This is a genomic window from Zhongshania sp. (assembly GCF_041584495.1).
Lineage (GTDB): Bacteria > Pseudomonadota > Gammaproteobacteria > Pseudomonadales > Spongiibacteraceae > Spongiibacter.
On the sequence record NZ_JBFHDY010000023.1, the window covers coordinates 1 to 17,170 of the forward strand.

General features: G+C 50.7%; 18 protein-coding genes. 11 read left to right on the forward strand and 7 right to left on the reverse strand.

The genetic code is table 11. The features are described from left to right. Positions 1-21: 21 nt before the first annotated feature. The 4 genes from ABYP33_RS06195 to ABYP33_RS06210 are packed head-to-tail and all read right to left on the reverse strand — an operon-like array spanning position 22 to position 2,382. A complete protein-coding gene (locus ABYP33_RS06195; RefSeq protein WP_008843242.1) occupies positions 22-570 on the reverse strand; it encodes a lytic transglycosylase domain-containing protein in 549 nt (182 codons plus the stop codon). Then, positions 557-1,219: a DUF6475 domain-containing protein gene (locus tag ABYP33_RS06200; protein WP_007105460.1), complete on the reverse strand. Its 663-nt coding sequence runs from the start codon at positions 1,217-1,219 to the stop codon at positions 557-559. The genes ABYP33_RS06195 and ABYP33_RS06200 overlap by 14 nt, the downstream gene beginning before the upstream one ends. Next, positions 1,206-2,075, reverse strand: a complete 870-nt coding sequence (locus ABYP33_RS06205) for a hypothetical protein (RefSeq protein ID WP_008843243.1) — start codon at positions 2,073-2,075, stop codon at positions 1,206-1,208. Before ABYP33_RS06205 ends, ABYP33_RS06200 begins: the two co-directional genes overlap by 14 nt. A gap of 55 nt (positions 2,076-2,130) precedes the next feature. Then, entirely contained in the window at positions 2,131-2,382 is a 252-nt protein-coding gene (locus ABYP33_RS06210; protein WP_000451746.1) for a helix-turn-helix domain-containing protein, read from the reverse strand. 117 nt (positions 2,383-2,499) lie between these two features. Between ABYP33_RS06210 and ABYP33_RS06215 the strand changes: the two genes are divergently transcribed. The 7 genes from ABYP33_RS06215 to ABYP33_RS06245 all read left to right on the forward strand — a co-directional run bounded on the left by ABYP33_RS06215 (position 2,500) and on the right by ABYP33_RS06245 (position 10,007). Then, on the forward strand, positions 2,500-3,147 hold the full coding sequence (locus ABYP33_RS06215; protein WP_000854920.1) for a LexA family transcriptional regulator: 648 nt from the start codon (positions 2,500-2,502) through the stop codon (positions 3,145-3,147). A 256-nt stretch (positions 3,148-3,403) separates the two neighbouring features. Continuing rightward, complete coding sequence (locus tag ABYP33_RS06220) at positions 3,404-4,990, forward strand: peptide chain release factor 3 (RefSeq protein ID WP_373089481.1); 1,587 nt, start codon at positions 3,404-3,406, stop codon at positions 4,988-4,990. A gap of 161 nt (positions 4,991-5,151) precedes the next feature. Further along, entirely contained in the window at positions 5,152-5,637 is a 486-nt protein-coding gene (locus tag ABYP33_RS06225; RefSeq protein WP_373089484.1) for a hypothetical protein, read from the forward strand. 261 nt (positions 5,638-5,898) lie between these two features. Continuing rightward, entirely contained in the window at positions 5,899-7,197 is a 1,299-nt protein-coding gene (locus tag ABYP33_RS06230) for a Glu/Leu/Phe/Val dehydrogenase (RefSeq protein ID WP_373089487.1), read from the forward strand. A gap of 90 nt (positions 7,198-7,287) precedes the next feature. Further along, on the forward strand, positions 7,288-8,085 hold the full coding sequence (locus ABYP33_RS06235) for a transglutaminase family protein (RefSeq protein ID WP_373089490.1): 798 nt from the start codon (positions 7,288-7,290) through the stop codon (positions 8,083-8,085). 92 nt (positions 8,086-8,177) lie between these two features. Further along, entirely contained in the window at positions 8,178-8,897 is a 720-nt protein-coding gene (locus tag ABYP33_RS06240) for a pseudouridine synthase (protein WP_373089493.1), read from the forward strand. A gap of 48 nt (positions 8,898-8,945) precedes the next feature. Continuing rightward, entirely contained in the window at positions 8,946-10,007 is a 1,062-nt protein-coding gene (locus ABYP33_RS06245; RefSeq protein WP_373089496.1) for a methyltransferase, read from the forward strand. A 20-nt stretch (positions 10,008-10,027) separates the two neighbouring features. On the opposite strand, the gene ABYP33_RS06250 is transcribed toward ABYP33_RS06245, so the two are convergent. Further along, the gene (locus ABYP33_RS06250; protein WP_373089499.1) at positions 10,028-12,697 is read right to left on the reverse strand and encodes an AsmA family protein; all 2,670 of its coding nucleotides are present in this window, start codon (positions 12,695-12,697) and stop codon (positions 10,028-10,030) included. 130 nt (positions 12,698-12,827) lie between these two features. Between ABYP33_RS06250 and sfsA the strand changes: the two genes are divergently transcribed. Further along, positions 12,828-13,535, forward strand: coding sequence for a DNA/RNA nuclease SfsA (sfsA, locus tag ABYP33_RS06255; protein WP_373089502.1), 708 nt, complete (start codon positions 12,828-12,830; stop codon positions 13,533-13,535). Here sfsA and ABYP33_RS06260 read toward each other — a convergent pair. After that, complete coding sequence (locus ABYP33_RS06260) at positions 13,532-13,855, reverse strand: Rieske (2Fe-2S) protein (protein WP_373089505.1); 324 nt, start codon at positions 13,853-13,855, stop codon at positions 13,532-13,534. The genes sfsA and ABYP33_RS06260 overlap by 4 nt on opposite strands. 80 nt (positions 13,856-13,935) lie before the next feature. Next, positions 13,936-14,979, reverse strand: a complete 1,044-nt coding sequence (locus tag ABYP33_RS06265; protein WP_373089508.1) for a patatin-like phospholipase family protein — start codon at positions 14,977-14,979, stop codon at positions 13,936-13,938. 94 nt (positions 14,980-15,073) lie between these two features. On the opposite strand from ABYP33_RS06265, the gene ABYP33_RS06270 reads away from it, so the two are divergent. From ABYP33_RS06270 to ABYP33_RS06280, 3 genes are all read left to right on the forward strand, one after another. Beyond that, positions 15,074-15,796, forward strand: coding sequence for a M15 family metallopeptidase (locus tag ABYP33_RS06270; protein ID WP_373089510.1), 723 nt, complete (start codon positions 15,074-15,076; stop codon positions 15,794-15,796). A 10-nt stretch (positions 15,797-15,806) separates the two neighbouring features. Then, positions 15,807-16,598, forward strand: a complete 792-nt coding sequence (gene cysE / locus ABYP33_RS06275; RefSeq protein ID WP_373089512.1) for a serine O-acetyltransferase — start codon at positions 15,807-15,809, stop codon at positions 16,596-16,598. A 92-nt stretch (positions 16,599-16,690) separates the two neighbouring features. Then, on the forward strand, positions 16,691-17,167 hold the full coding sequence (locus ABYP33_RS06280; protein WP_373089514.1) for a hypothetical protein: 477 nt from the start codon (positions 16,691-16,693) through the stop codon (positions 17,165-17,167). Positions 17,168-17,170: the final 3 nt, after the last annotated feature.

The window sequence follows — 17,170 nt, forward strand, 5'->3', positions numbered from 1 at the left end:
AGAAGTCTTGTTGATTGGTTGTCATTGACGGACCTCCAGTTCATGTAAAATATTGCGATAGATAGAAAGCACTCTTTGCCCATACCAGCGTGCACGCTCTTCGTTCCAACTGTGATAGCGGCCTATGCCAAGCTCTAAATCATTTGGTGAAGACTTGATTGCTTCGGCCAAAATACTTGAGCCGACCGTAAGGTTGGTGATGGGGTCTAGCAGTTCCGCTGCTGAGCTCACCCGATGCCCATGCCAATGCAAATTGATTTGCATAAGGCCAATATCGAGCTGATATTTTTCAGTCTCTTGCAGTGCCTGGTTTAACAGTTGCTCTGCTTCTGTCTTAGATTTGGCGTAGGTTGCGTTTGAACCATTGCGAATTGCGTATGGCCATGGACTGGTCATGTTGAGACCACGATGTGAGGCCGACTCAGCCAAGGCAACGGCGTAGAGCATGACTGGATCAATACCAACGCTTTGTGCTGCTTTTTCCCACTGATAGCCCGGAAACGCATAGACTGAAGTGCTTGCGGACATGGCTATCACTAGGGCAATGGTTTTTGCTTTAATCGTTTTCATTTTTGTCCTCTAATTGATTTCCGAGAAGCGCCTGAATGGCTTTCGGGCTTATTCTTTTTAATGGCACTGCGCTAAAGTCGGCGATGCCTCTCGTATAAACTTGTGCCGCTTTTGACCAGTCGCCTACGGCAACAGGCGCTTGCATATCAAATCCTTTTTGCTGGTTCTGATGGTCTGCAATACCCTGTAATAGCCTTGGGTATTCACCCACTTCGTCCCGTAGCAAGTAAGCCTGGTAGCGTGTTAAAAACTCTTTTTGCTTAAAGGGGTATTCCCTGTCATCAACCTTGCAGAGTTCAACCCATCCACCCATGTCTGAAATCACGCGGTGGATAAGCGCATCGTCAAACATCACGGATGTCCAAGCGCCAACCTGACGAACAGCCTTGTCAACTTTGTTCCAAGCAACCATGGCTCTTGAACCTGAGTTGCCGTCGATATGCTTGATGACGTCAGCGGGCTTTGGAAAAAATTGCCCAGTATCCGGTGATTGAATATGCCGAGTCAGACCGATTCGCACTTCTTCAATGCTATAAGCACGAAGTGCTTCAAATGCGATGGATAGCAATTGTGGTGATACGCTTTTGCCATACATGGCCCAAGCTGCTCCCCAAACTTCAGCAAACTCGCGTTTATCAACCTCCTGCACTTGAACGAACCTCCCGAATACCTGGTCCGGCCCAGCTTTCAGCAATGCGGCGATTGCTTTCTTCAATATTCAATTGGTGATTGCTGCCCTTTAGGCTCGTCGATGATTGCTGTACTTCATCAATGCGAACGTACTCGTCTTCCCATTGCCGGTTTAAAAGCCAGTTATGTGGCATAGGGGTCTTAGTCCGATCTTGATACTGTAATCGGTTGTCTCGTTGCTCTTTCCAGCGTGTTAGCACTTCCAAGGCGAGTTCATGGTCTTCATTGAGGCCCATGCGTAGCCATTCTTCTTTGGCTTTCGCTTTTTTTTCTTTGCGTATTTGTACATCCCAGAAGTCTTCAAACTGTATGTGGTCAACAGTTTTAACTGTTGGTTTATTGCTTCTCTCAGAGTCATCCGACCGTTGAGAGTCCCTTACCGGGTTGCCATCAGGCATAAACAATGATGAAAATTCTTCTGGTAGCCGAGCTTGAAAAGCGGCAAGAGATTTCAAAAGCGATGCCATACCAATGAAGTCGGCAGGTACATCTTTAAGCAACCGAAAGGCTGCCTTACCTTGGTTTGGGTTTTCGATTGGGTTGTGCTTCAGAAAGCTTCGAATCAAAGTCCAACCAGATGCCTCGCAACGAATCAGGAACTGATCTTGTTCTAACTCACTTAACGTCTTGGCAACCTGTTGCTCATCCCAGTTCAAGTCAGAAGCAACGTAACCAATCGGCAGTCGAAAGCAGCCAAGCAAATTACAATGTGGGCATGTAAGCAAATACAGTCCTAGCAACTTCGCTGAGTCACTCCAGGACAAAACATTTTGCTTTAGCCAAAAGCGGGTATAGACCTTGCCATAATCACGCATGGAGGAACTCGCTTTTGTGTTTACGTAAAATGCTGACCATTATTTGCCCTTAATCCTACTGGTTACTGGCTTTCAGCTCGCTTGGGCATTCGGGATAGATGTCCGGTCTTAACTGAGATCGGGTTACCTGTCCTTGCGTAGCTTGTTCGATGGGTAAAACGAATTCAGCGGGAACACGCCCTGATTTATTCAACCAAAACCAGACGTTTTGCTGTTTTGAGTTGATGGCTCGTGCTAATGCTGATTGCCCGCCGACCAAGTCAATGGCACGGCGGAGATGTTTTTGTGTCGTGTTGAACACTTCCATACCGTCTCCTGTTACAATAATAACTGTTGCAAGATTGAATGTTACAGTTTAAACTGTAGATAAGTCAACAGTTAAAATTGTTGAAAGGCTACAGTTTTATTTGTAGAATGCGGGCTTATGAAAACTTTATCCGAACGACTAAACCATGCCTTGCAGCTTACTGGGGTAACTCAGTCTGAGTTGGCTCGTCGCATTGGTATCAAACAGCAGTCGATCAGCCAGATTTGCTCTGGTAAATCGGCTAGGTCTCGTTACACCATGCAGATCGCGGAGGCGCTTCGCGTGAATGCTCATTGGCTCGCCACAGGTGATGGCGAGATTGGCTTGGGGGTCGGTAATGTAGAAGTCGGGCCTGATATTAAGGGAAGAATTCCTCTCATTAACTGGGTTCAGGCCGGTGATTGGACTGAAATAGCGGAGGGATTTGCCCATGAAGATGCTGAGGAGTGGCGTGAAGTCACTGGGAAAGCACATGAGGGTTGTTTCGCACTTCGCGTAAAAGGCGACAGTATGGAAAATCCAAGCGGAAAAAAATCCATACCTGAGGGGGCAGTGATCGTTGTTGATCCTGAGTTACCTTACTCTTCAGGTTCATTGGTTGTTGCGCGTTTGGATGATTCGAAAGAAGCAACCTTTAAGCAGTTGGTTATTGATGGTGAACAGAAGTATCTAAAACCTTTGAACCCGCAATACCCTGCAATACCGATCAACGGCAACTGCACCATCATCGGTGTAGTACGACAAGCTATCATCGATTTTTGGTAGCGAAGGAATTTGTGGTTTAGCCACAGTTGTTCATGAGCTGAAGAAGCAACGATTGCAAACAGCTACAACTGAGCATTGGTGCACGCTGAGAGTAAATGGTAACCGATTAGATAACCATTGATTGTTTATAAAGTCAAGATCAGCGAAAATAGCGGCCAATTACGATTAACACGACGGATTTGACAAGCGAAGAACTGAAAAGAGAGTACTTCCAAAAGTGTGTACAAATCCGTGTACAAACTAAAAGAATTTATACATGGCAAACCAAGATTTTCTTAATGAAATCAATAAGCGAAGGACCTTTGCTATCATCTCTCACCCCGATGCCGGTAAAACCACCATTACCGAGAAACTAATCCTACTGGGTCAGCTAATTCAGGTGGCCGGTACAGTGAAAGGTAAAAAGAATGACCGCGCGGCGACGTCTGACTGGATGAGTTTGGAGAAAGAGCGGGGTATTTCGGTGACCTCCTCGGTGATGCAGTTCCCCTATAAAGGCCGAGTCGTCAATTTGCTGGATACCCCAGGCCACGAGGATTTTTCGGAAGACACCTACCGCACCCTGACGGCGGTGGATTCGGCACTGATGATTATTGATGGTGCCAAAGGTGTTGAAGACCGAACCATTAAATTGATGAATGTCTGCCGTTTGCGCGACACACCCATTTTGGGTTTTGTAAATAAAATGGACCGCGATATTCGTGATCCCATTGAGTTGCTAGACGAAGTCGAGAGCGTGCTGGGTATTGCCGCGGCACCGATCAACTGGCCGATTGGCATGGGACGCGATTTTAAGGGCGTCTACAATATGTACACCGACACTATTCATGTGTTTCAGCAAGGTAAAGGCTCGGTGGTGGCTGAAGATATTCGCATAGACGGCTTAGAGAGTGATGCTGCGCGAACTTTGCTCGACGATGAGTATGAGAATTTTCTCGAGGAAATTGAACTGGTGCGCGGCGCCAGTCACTTCTTCGATCGCGAGGCCTATTTGGCGGGTAAGCAAACTCCAGTGTTTTTTGGAACGGCGCTGTCTAATTTCGGCGTGCGCGAGATGCTCGACGGCTTTGTTGAGTGGTCGCCGGAGCCCCTAGATCGGCCTACCGATACCCGTGAAGTCAGTGCCAAAGAAGACACGTTCTCGGGCTTTGTGTTTAAGATTCAAGCGAATATGGACCCCAAGCACCGCGATCGTATTGCCTTTATGCGGATTTGTTCGGGCACCTACACCAAGGGCATGAAAATGCGCCACGTGCGTCTTGGTAAAGACGTTAAGATTGTCGATGCAGTGAGCTTTTTGGCGGGTGACCGAGAGCTAGTGGAAGAAGCCGTGTCGGGTGACATAATCGGTTTGCACAACCACGGCACCATTCAGATTGGCGATACTTTTTCGTCGCGCGAAAATTTTAAATTTACCGGTATTCCTCATTTTGCCCCGGAACTGTTTCGCCGTATTCGCCTAAAAGACCCGATGAAGGCCAAGCAATTACAAAAGGGCTTGCAGCAATTGTCTGAAGAGGGGTCGACTCAGGTATTTATGCCCCAGCACAATAGCGACCTGATTGTTGGTGCTGTGGGTAATTTGCAGTTTGAAGTGGTGAGCTATCGTCTTAAAGACGAGTATAAGGTCGAGGCGATATACGAGCCGATCAACGTTTTTACTGCGCGCTGGGTAGATTGCGCTGATCCTAAAAAGTTTGAAGAATTTAAACGCAAGTGTGCAGAAAACCTCGCTATTGACGGCGGCGGTCACTTGACCTATCTGGCGCCAACACGGGTAAACTTGGCGCTGACCGAAGAGCGGCATCCCGAGGTACGCTTCCGCTCAACGCGCGAGCATTAATGTCACAAGCTTGCTATACGCTGAACGGCGACTAGAATTGTGGCTGAAAATTGCGGTGAAATTTACGTTATGTAAGGCTTGTTTGAACGCAGCGCTGCCCTACAATAGATTTCACCAAACGAGTTCAATAATGACTTTTGATAAAACAAAGGATTATCACAATGAAAATGAAAGAATTAGTTCTGGCCGTAAGTTTAATTGGATTGAGCGGCAGCGTATTGGCTGAAGGTAGTTTCTTTAGCAAGCTGGGCTTGGGCGGCAGCGCTAAAGCTGAAGAAAATGCAGATGCAAAAGCGGACGCAAAAGTAGAAGCCAATGTGAGTGTCGATACCAATATTGATGAAAAAGCAGCCAAAATGAAGGCTGACGGCGAAGCGAAGGGCGAAGCAATGAAGGCGGCTGCAGCCGAGCAGAAAGCCGCTGCAGAAGCGAAGCGCGAAGAAGCGAAAGCGAAGCGCGAAGAAGAAAAAGCTGCTGCCAAAGCACGTAAAGCTGAACGCGAAGCCCAAGCTGAGGCCGATGCACAAGCCCGTGTTGAAGCTCGCGCCGAAGCAAAAGCGGCCGTAGAAGAGAAGAAAAGCGCCCTGCGCAGCCTGACGAACATCAAGGTTGATGCTAGTGTGAATGCTGGTGCAGCGGCAGAATAGATCTGCGTTACATCGGTGTGTAAAAAGGGGCCTTTAAGGCCCCTTTTTTGTGGATGTCACAAATTCCACCCGCAGCACCGTTGCAATTTAACCTCATCCCAATCTTCAGCGTTGGACATCAGAACCCGTGAGGGTTATGTTCAAGAGAACGCTATTATTTTGCGCTTGGCTGCCGTTACGGTGAAGCACGCTTGCGCAAATAATATGGAATTGGTCGCGGTGCAGCTGGGCTGCCCCGCCGGTATATGATTTGGGGGCGCGATGAGCACCATTTTTGAACAGGCGGTTGCTAGGTTGCTCGCCATGGGGCAGCTTGCCGGCGTTGCCGATTCGGTACTTGCTGGTTTGTCGCGGCCCAAAGCAATGATGTATGCCTCGCTCCCAGTACGTATGGATGATGGCGCTACCCAATACTTTGACGCCTATCGCTGCCATTACAGTCAAATGCTGGGCCCCAGTAAAGGGGGGATTCGATTCCATCCTGGCGTTGATGATGGCGAAATGCGTGCCTTAGGTTTGTGGATGACGATAAAGTGCGCCTTGGTTAATTTGCCTTTTGGCGGCGCCAAGGGCGGCGTCGTTGTCGATCCAAAATCCTTGTCACGTATGGAGTTAGAGCGGCTCTCCCGCGCCTATATGCGGGCGATGGCTGATTTTGTTGGACCGGATCTTGATGTTCCGGCACCCGATGTATACACCAACGAGCGCATTATGGGGTGGATGCGTGATGAATATGAAGTGATTAAGGGCGCAAAATTTCCTGCGGTGATTACCGGTAAACCCGTTAACTTGGGTGGTAGTGAAGGGCGTTTTGAAGCGACCGGCCGAGGTGCGTTTTATTGCATTGAATTTTTACGCGTTAAGGAGGGTAAACTCCCAGAGGATTTGCGCATTGCTATTCAAGGTTTTGGTAATGCGGGATACCACTTAGCGAGGCTGCTAGCCGAGGCCGGTTATAAGGTGGTGGCGCTGAGCGATTCCCAAGGGGGAATTTATTGCGCGCAGGGCTTAGACGTGCAATTAGTTCACGAGCGCAAAATAGCAACGAATCAGCTCCATCCGAATTACCCGGAAGGCTCAGTGAGTAGCTGCGAAAATTGTGATAGCTACCAGTCTGTAAGCAATGAAGATCTACTGGCGATGGAAGTCGACATTCTTGTGCCGGCGGCGCTAGAAAATGCCATCACAACGCATAATGTTGATGCCGTGCGCGCAAAATGGGTGGTTGAAGTGGCTAATGGACCGATTAGTCTCGATGCTGATCAGGCCCTATTTGATCGTGGTATTGTCGTCATCCCCGATGTTTTAGCAAATGCCGGTGGGGTGATTGTGAGCTATTTTGAATGGGTTCAGAACCGCGCGGGTTACCCGTGGTCATTATTGGATGTCCAACGTCGTTTGAAAGAAAAGCTGGAGGCGGCGTTTGAAGAAATGTGGCAGTTTCAGCACCAGAAAGAAGGTGTTAGTTTGCGACAGGCCGCCTACGCAAAGGCGCTATTGCATCTCCAAGAAGTGGTTAAGATGAAAGGAACTAAAGAGTATTTTGCTAACGGCGAGTAATGTTTTCTTGGTGTGGCGGGCAATGGATGCCGCTGTGCCACTGCGTCGCCAATATTGCCCCACCTATTTCTCAGAGAGAGGATACCTCGCATGTGGTTACGCACCAGCTGTGAAATGAGTTTTGAAATCGCAGTGCCGACTCCGTTCATCTTAATGCTGCGCCTACGCAGTGGGCGCCAGCAATGGGTGGCCAGTGATGAGTATATGCTCACACCGATTATTCCGGTGATGGAGTTTACCGATGGTTATGGCAACCTCTGTCAACGCTTAGTTGCACAGCCCGGCTATTTAAGGATTTATACCTCGGCCGAGGTGATGACGGCCGATTACATGGATCAGTCACCGGGGGCGCCGTTTGTCGATATTGAGTATTTACCAGATGAGGTCCTCAGTTTTCTTTTGCCCAGCCGGTTTTGTGAATCCGATCGCTTTGGGCAGATGGCCACTGCCATTGTCGCGGGTAAAGCCTTGGGCTACGATCAGGTAAAAGCGATTGAGGATTGGCTGCGCAACTCGATACGTTTTGAACCGGGTAATAGTGAGGTGCCTATTTCTGCGGTAGAGGTACATGCACGGCAATCGGGGGTTTGCCGCGACTTATCACACTTGGGAATTGCGTTGTGTCGCAGCCTCAGTATTCCCGCGCGCTTGGTGGTGGGCTATATGCATGGCCTTGAGCCCATGGATTTACACGCTTGGTTTGAAGCTTATGTCGGTGGTCGCTGGTATACCTTTGACGCGACGCAGACAGAGCTTCGCAGTGGTTACGTGGTTATTGGTTATGGACGAGACGCAGCTGATGTTGCCATTTATAATCAGTTTGGTCCGCCGGTAAGCCCCATCGTCAAAGACGTTCGCGTGGAGTTGCTTGAAAAACGCTATGCTTAGAGGACGCGCATTGAGCGTGATGGTTATCGGCCGCTTGCTGCCAGTGCTGCCATGGCCGACAATAGCCGCTTAATATAAGAGCGGCAAGATTTGTGAGTAACATCAGCAATAAACTTCTGCGCCTGGACCGTTATTTGGCCAGCGTGACCGATTATTCCCGTAGTGATGCCAAAAAACTGATTAAAGCCGGTGAGATTACCGTGGATGGCCTTGTTGCCCGTGATCCTGCCCAGGGGGTTGCGGCCAATGCCGAACTTACCTTAAGCGGTCATTCGCTGCGGGCCGCGAGTCCGCGCTATATCATGCTGAACAAGCCGCAAGGGTATATCTGCTCGGCGCGAGATCGTCGCCATCAAACGGTGTTAGACCTGATGGATGAAGATAACCCCGAGCGTTTGCATGTGGCTGGTCGTCTCGATATTGATACCACCGGCTTGGTCTTGCTTACTGATGATGGTAACTGGTCTCACGCAGTGACCTCACCCCAACGTAAATGCTGGAAGAGTTATTACGTTGAAACCGCTGAAGTGATAAACGAGCAAGCCCAGCTGCATTTTAGTCGCGGCGTGTTTTTAAAGGATGATAAGGCCCGCACACTGCCGGCCGAATTGGAAATTTTAGGGGAGCGGGTGGCGCGCTTAAAAATCTGTGAAGGGCGTTATCACCAGGTTAAGCGAATGTTTGGTGCCGAGGGTAATTTGGTGACCCGCCTGCACCGCGAGGCAATAGGCGATATTGTTTTGGACGCCGACTTAGCGGAAGGTGAATATCGCTATTTAACCGCGGCCGAGGTTGCGAGTGTTCAAAAATAGTATTGATGTATTTTGGTCGGTGTAAATTATCTAGAGACTTCTATAGCAATGAGCAGTGAACAGTCAAATTCCATCGCGTCAGATACCGCTTTAATGGCGCTGTATCAGCAGTTTTCAGCTATGCCTACACCGGCTTGGTGGTTTGCCGACGAGCACGTTGCAGCGATGCCCTTGCCTGCTGCGCGGACTGATTGGCATAGTTTTAGTAATCGCTGTGATATCGCTGGGCTCTTGCGGCGCGCGGGCTACCCCGTGACCTTGGCTGATTTTGTGGTGCCGGTCGACATCCCTAGGCCGCAAACAGTGTGTTATCGGGTGTCTAAAGAAAAAGCCTTAGTGAATTATTTAATTAATCAGGCACTGGCCGCGTTGCCTGTTGGTGGTAGTCTGTATTTGGCGGGTCATAAAAATGATGGCTTACACAACTACGCGAAAAAGGCGGCTGCGCTGGTGGGTGGCGCGGTCGACATTAAAAAATACGGCGGCGTCGCGTATATCGCCATCATTAGTAAATACGCCGAGCCGAGCGGCTTGCTGCCAGACAGCGACTATACCCAAATACAGGAAATAGCGCAGTCGCCAAGTTTGTATAGCAAGCCGGGGGTGTTTGGCTGGCAGAAAATTGATCGTGGCAGCGCCTTGTTGGTTGAGCAGTTGCCGGTATTTTGGGCTGGCTTTGCGCAGCGCCCGGCGAGCTTGGTGGATCTTGGTTGTGGTTATGGATTCATCACGGTGATGGCGGCGGCGCAGCTCCCCGCAAGTAACTGGCTGCTCACAGATAATAACGCCACCGCGTTATTGGCTGCGCGCAAAAATTGTGAGGTGAGTGGGATTAACGCGCAAATAGAGTTGGCCGACTGTGCGTCAGGGTTAAACGGCCCCTATGATTCGGTGTTGTGTAACCCGCCGTTTCATAAGGGCTTTGCTGTTGCTGGGTCGCTAACCGACCAATTTATTGGCGCAGCCCACCGACTGTTGGGCCGTAAAGGTCGGGCTTTGTTCGTGGTGAATCAATTCATACCGCTGGAGCGCAAAGCCGCAGCACTGTTTGCCAATGCCCAGGTGCTTGTTGAGCAGGACGGCTTTAAAGTCGTTTGCCTGAGCAAGTAGCGGTGGCTATCTGGCAGCCCTTAGTTTTTCGGGGCTGCTGATGTGGTGGGGGCGGCGGGGGTGCTGCCAGCGTCCGGCATCGCCTCAGGTAAGTGCGGTTTTAACAGCTCTTCTGGCAACTCTTCTACCGTCGGAATTTCATCAATGGCGCCGTCACAGGCGCTACCGGCGTAAATAGCCCGTTTCAGTAAACCTTGCGCCAATAAAGACAGGCCACCGGTGTAGATTGCCGCGCCGGTCGACAGCCCAGAAGTAAACATCCCTGATGGGTCGGCGACTATTTTGGGCTTGCTAAAGGTGCCGCCAAGCCGCACCAAGCCCGCGGCGGCGCCGACATTAATGCCGACCCCGGTGCGCGCGATGGGCGATACCCCAAAGAGCAGCTGTTCCTTGCCGAGGTCGACATTACCGGTGCCAATAATTTTAGTTTGGGCGGTTTCCAAAGCAATGCCGTCGTCGCTGATGAATTTACCATTTTTGCCATCAAAGTGAATGGCGATGCATTCAATGTCGGTACTGCTTTTCTTCTCGGAGAAGGGATTGAGTTTATCAATGGTTTCGCTGAGTACGTCGGAACCAATTAAATTAAGCGCATTGCCCTCAGCAACTAAGTTAGTGATTTTTACGTCTAATTTACCGTTCATATTGGCGGCTAACAGATGGGGGCTGGCGCCCTGGCTATTAATGTTTAAACGAATGCCGCCGTTACCGCCATTGATGCCTGCGGCTTTGGTCAGCCCGAGTTTACCGTAGTTGTCAGCGTCAATACTGAGTTTTAAGTCCATACGAGCTTGGCTTTCGGAGCCGTCGAGTTTTAGCCGCAATTTGGCGTCGCCACCGGCAAAATTAATGGTGGTGTTTTTTAAATGCAGAACGCCAGCTTGCAGACTGGGTTTGAGATTGGCTTTGCGAATAAGCGCGTAGCCAGTGTCGATGTCTTCCAGCGCAATACTTACATTGGCATTCATTGCTTGCAGTGCGCTCAAGTCGAAGGGGTCTTTGCTAATGAGCTTGCTGCCCTTTTTTGGGGGCGGGGCTGCGGCCGGGCTGGTCGTTGTGCTCGGCGCACTGAGAAAGGCGAGATCAATGCGTTTCAAATTTATACTGCCACTGAGCTCGGCGAGCTGTTCTTTGGCGGCGGGGGTAAACTGCAAATCGAGTTCGGTGTTTTGCTCGCCCATGCTGGCGCTGCCTTTGGCGGAGTAGCGATCTGCTTGGGTTTGAATACTGGCATTTAGGCTTATCGCTCCCGCTTCTTGGTAGGGCAGTTGGGCGAGTTTCCATAGTGTTGCGCTCTGCGGGGCGTCGGCCTGTAGTTGCAGCTCGGTGCCCGCTATGCCGTTGACGTTGAGCTTGCCATCAGCGCTGGTCTCAAGTCCGGCCATGCTCAGCTTTAAATTCATAGCGAGGTCGGCGGCGTCGGTGATTTTAGCGAGCGGCTTTAAATCGACATCGGCCTTAAATTGGGCAATTTCACGGCCATTGATTAATTCGGTAATGCTTGCAGCGGCGAGTATGACCTTGATGTTCTCTTTTATGGTGATATCGCTGCTGATGTCGTGCAGTTGCCAGCCCGACGCGGTGAGCTTGCCAATATTGAGTTTGAGGGCAAGTTGGGTGGTGTCTAGCCATGCCCAGTCGATGGCTGCTTCTTCGCTTGGCTCGGCGGCGTGTGTGGCGGGTGCTGAACTTACTTCGGGCGATGGCGCTGGCAGTAGCTTGTCGACATTAATGGAGTTGGCGCTTAATTTGCCGCGCACTGCCGAACTGCCTGCATCAACAGTAAGCGCGCCGCGAATTTCGTCGTCATTGAGTGTTAGTACAATGTCGGTGAACTCGTAGTTTGGGTTTATGGTGAGCGTACTCGCGAGACGTATTGTAGGGATATCTGGCGCGTCGGTATTGGCGAGCGCGGCCAAATTTTCGACACTGCGTAAATTGAGTTTGAGCTTGATCGCGCTGCCAGCCAAATTGGGTGTGAGCACCAATTTCCCTTCGCTGCTGAAATCGAGGTCTTGGTGTTTGAGTGCTAATGCGTAAACGAGTACACCGCTCTTGGGGTCGAATAAAGTGATGTCGGCCTTAAGTTCAAAGTGCTGCTTTTGGTAATCCAGGCCAATATAAAAATCGCCGTTGCCGGCTTCTACGCGTTCGCCGCTGACCTTGGGAAGATGGACGCTGCGCTCGACACCGGCTTTATCCCGCCATACTAAGTTGATGTCCTTTAGGCTGATGTGATTAAAGTTGAAGTCGCCGGGTAGCGTCGGCATCCCAGTACTGACGTCGGGTTCTGGGCTGGTGGTGTTGCTATTGGCGAGCAGTTCTGGGCTGATCCAATTGAATTCTCCCGCCTCATTTTGCTCTAGCCGAATATTCAGTGAATCGGCGTTAAGAGTCCAAAATGGCTCCTTGCCAAAGGGGTTTTCGTTGAGGCTAATACTGATGTTCGCCAAACTTAATAGCGCGGGCCGTGGCCAGTGGGGGTTGCGAATCGCCAAACCGTCTACTTCGAGGCGCAGAGGGTTTAGCTGCGAGCGTATATCGCTGATCTCAACCTCTAAACCGGCAAAACGCTGCGCGCCACTGCTGATGATGCCGCGCAGTAGTTGGGGTTGAATTAAGACGGTGGCAACGGTGATGAGGATAATGATAGTCAGGAGGCCGAAGGCGATTAGCGTTTTTTTCATCATGGTGTTGGTTAAAAGCTCATACGCAAATGTCTGAAAATCTACGATACCATGTTTCACTGGCTTGCTGGGACTTGCGCGGGGCGCTAAACAAGCAGATTTACACTATTTACAGATTGCTAGGAGGATAGGTGTGCAATGGCATGGGGAGTTACAGGGCGGCTATTTACTGCGGCGCTATAAGCGCTTTTTAGCTGACGTGGTCTTAGACAGCGGCGAGGAAATTACGGTGCACTGCCCAAATACTGGGGCCATGACTGGCTGCGCAGAGCCGGGCAGCCGAGTGTGGCTGTCGCGTAGTGCTAATCTAAAACGCAAATACAGTATGACTTGGGAGTTGCTTGAAACCGAAGCTGGGGCGACGGTATGTATTCATTCTGCGCTTGCTAATGGCCTGGTTCATGAGGGGCTGCTAGCTGGGCGCGTCGCTGACTTGGCTGGATACAGCCAGTGGCAGCGGGAGAGGAAGTTGGCTTCGGGCAGCCGCATTGACTTCTATGCGCCGCCTACCCAAGGCCTGCCTGAATGTTATGTTGAGGTGAAGTCGGTGACCTTGGACTGTGGCAAGGGCCTCGGCGCCTTTCCCGATGCAGTGAGCAAGCGGGCTAGTAAGCATATCGAGGAATTAGCGGAGCTGCGGCAACAAGGAGCGCGGGTGGTGCTGCTGTTTGCTGTATTGCATGAGGGAATTCAGCGGGTGACGGCGGCAAGTCATATTGACCCTGTCTACGCGAGTACCTTAGGCGAGGCCCGTGACGCGGGTTTGGAGGTTTTGGCGTATAAGGCAAGCATCAATCTTGAACAGATGGTATTAGGCGCATCGCTACCGGTGTGTCTTTAATCGGGTTCGCAGATGTTTATCATGCCCTGGTCAATGCGAAAGTCGACGGCTTCTAGGCTTTTGCCTATACACGGCCCAGCCACGCACTCGCCATTTTCAATAATGAATAAAGCGCCGTGGGTGGCGCATTGAATCAGCGAGTCGTCGTAGTCTAAAAATTGATCCTCCTGCCAATTTAATTCAATGCCAAGGTGCGGGCAGCGGTTCCGGTAGACGTAAACCTGTCCGTGCAGGCGAACCGCAAATAGGCTTTGCTCTGCGGATTTAAAGCCCTTTGAACCGGGGTCGGGGATGTCGTTAAGGTGGCAAAGTGTGCGCATAAAGTGGCTTTTTTCGTTTTTGGTCGCGAGCACTGTAATACGCTAGCGACCTTGGCTGGTGGAGGCATAGCGCCGGGAATTTATAGCTTGGGTTCAATCAGGCGGTCGTCGCCTTCGCTTTTAAAGGCGTGGCGAATGGCCGGTAGCATTCGGTCGACGGCGTCGCGGCCCTCCTGAATGGCCTCGGCGGCGCTGCTGAATTCCATTAAACCGATATGCCCAAGGCGCGGCCACAGCATGATGTCGGCTGGCTCGCCAGCGAGTCGGCTACGAGTGATGCGATCCTGCATAATATTGATGGCGCTCATCATTACCGCAATGGTGCCGGGGGGTTCTGGCTTTTTATCTTCTTCGCTGCCACGGAAATTACTGGCAGCTTCCTTCACCGAGGCCGCGAAACGGCTAAATGCGGCGCCGAGAAAGGGGTCTTGACCATCTATCTCGTCGCCCTCGCTGTCCTCGTAGACGGGCAGTTCTTCTTCGGACTCCTCCTCTTCAGCGATTTCTTCCGGGCTGGCTGCTTTCGCATTGCTGATGACCTTCTGGCGACCAACGAGGTCGCTATTGAGGTCGACGCCGATAATGATGTCGGCGCCTAAAGCGCGGCACACGGATACCGGCACAGGGTTTACAAGGCCGCCGTCAACGAGCCAAGAGTTGCGAAAGGGTACTGGGGTCAGTATGCCGGGAATCGCCATAGAGGCGCGTACCGCGTCCCACAGCGGCCCACGTTGTAGCCAAACCTCGCGGCCGCGCACTAGGTCGGTGGCGACGGCGGCAAAGGGTTGGTCTAAATCTTCGATATTCGGGTTGCCGTACTCGCGGGCAAAAAAGTCGATCAGGCGAGTTGCATGGGCTACACCTCCGGTGGCGCCGAGACTAACACTCATATAGTGGAGTACTTGGGTTGTACTTAAGGATTGGATCCAGTGTTCAAAATGGTCGAGTTTTCCGGTGAGGTAGCAGGCAGCAATGATTGAGCCAACAGAGGTGCCACAGAGGATGTCTGGGCGAATGCCTAGCTCTTCGAGGCGCTGAATAACGCCGATATGAGCCATGCCGCGGGCTGAACCGCTGCCGAGGGCAAGGGCAATTTTCTTTTCATGTCCAGTGGACTCGTTCACGTATTCCTTCTCCAGAATTTCAAGTCAGATCATTTGCCGGTAGTATGATGCCATGAAGCTTCAATACCTTAAACAGCGCGAATAGTATGCACTCATGATGGATCTAACCGTAAGTGCCGATTTGGCTTTAGGGCGTGATGACTCGGCCAATGAGCTATTTAATGGCGTTCCTGTGCATCGGGCTATTATCGCACCGTTAACGGCCTTGTGTGCTGACGCCAAAAATGCGGGGTTTGATTTGCGCTTGGTGAGCGGTTACCGCAGTTTTGAGCGTCAGTTGGCCATATGGAATGCTAAAGCCGAGGGGCGGCGCCCAGTATTAGACAGTGCGGGCCAAGCGCTCGATATCCATACGTTAAGTGAGTCAGAGTTGATCAATGCCATTATGCGTTGGTCAGCTTTGCCAGGTGCGTCGCGACATCACTGGGGGAGCGATATCGATGTTTACGATGCGGCGGCGGTGCCTGCCGATTATTCTGTGCAGTTAACCCCCGCTGAGGTTGCTGATGCCGGTGTTTTTGGGCCGATGCATAGGTGGTTAGATCGGCAGTTTGCCAATGGTCACGGCCATGGTTTTTTCCGGCCCTATGACGTTGATCGAGGCGGTATTGCGCCGGAGCGTTGGCATTTAAGTTACGCGCCTTTAGCCGCAAAGTGCGATGAACTGGTAAGCGCCAAGCTTCTAAGTGAAGTGTTAAATAGTGTGCCAACTTTACACTTGCGAGAAAGTGTTTTGGCGGAGTTAAATAAGCTTTATTCACGTTATGTGGTGGTGCCAAAGACCTGCTATCCCGTGAATTATGTTGCGCTTAAATAAGGCTTGAGTAATGAATGCAGCAGTAAATGATTTGTGGCTTGCCATGACCAATGAAGCGCGGGACTACGGTCGCAACGAACCGGTGCTGGCGAGCTTTTATCACGCCAGTATTTTAAATCACGCGAATTTTGCCGATGCCCTCAGTTTTCATATTGCATCTAGAGTGGGTTGCGATTCTGTTCCGGCAATGCTGATTCGCGATGTGTTCAGTGAAGCTTTTGTCAATGATCCTAGCATTGTAAACTCAGCAGCGATGGATATCCGCGCCCACTATGATCGCGACCCCGCCTGCGATCACTACGGCATGCCATTCTTGTATTTTAAAGGTTTTCAGGCGATTCAGGCGTATCGAATTGCGCACTGGTTGTGGACGCAGAATCGCGAGTCACTGGCATTGTTTTTGCAAAATCGAATCGCAAGTGTCTTTGATGTCGATATTCATCCAGCCGCAGTAATAGGCTGTGGGGTGATGGTTGATCATGCTACCGGCTTGGTCATTGGTGAAACCGCCGTGGTTGGTAATAATGTTTCTATGTTGCACTCGGTGACTTTAGGCGGCTGTGGCAGCGGCCCTGGCCCGCGCCATCCACATATCCGCGATGGTGTATTAATTAGTGCTGGTGCTAAAGTTTTAGGAAATATTGTTGTTGGTGAAGGCGCTAAAATTGCGGCGGGTAGTGTGGTGTTAAATAGTGTGGCACCGCATGCTACAGTAGCCGGGGTGCCGGCCAAGCAGGTAGGGGTATTATCTGTTGATTTACCCGCATTAAACATGGATCAATACATTAACGATGACGCCTAGCATGACCGTTTATTTTTGGCTCAGTATTATTAGGTTGCATCTGTTATATTGTGAAATATAGATGTCGCATAACTAAATAAAGGGAGGTGCTTGTGAGCGTTAAACTATTAGATAATAAGGCGTTTTACGGCTTTCGGGTGCGCCGTACGGTAGCAGGGAAGCTGTACCAGGAATATTTCTCGCTGAAGAACGGTGGTGCGCGGCTGGAAGGCAAATTAAAGAATGAAGTAGAGAGACAGGCGAATGAGCGCGATGCGATTCTTGAAGCAGAGCAGCGTCGTTATCTTGAAGAAACAAAAGAAGATCGTTGCTTTAAAAGTGATGGCACGGTGCGGGGAATTAGCTATTTACTCAAAACTGAAAAAAGCGGGAATTTAACACCAATTTTTCAGGTTGGCGTGGCATCTAAGCTTGAGCAAAAAACCGTGTGTACCAGTTTTTCGCTCAATGCCCACGGGAGCAACGATGCATGGCACAAAGCCGTTGAGGCTTATTCTAAACACAAGTCTATTCGCAAGAATTCAAAATTATACCAGCGTTTATTAAAGGCCATGCCGCAAGTGGGCTGATTG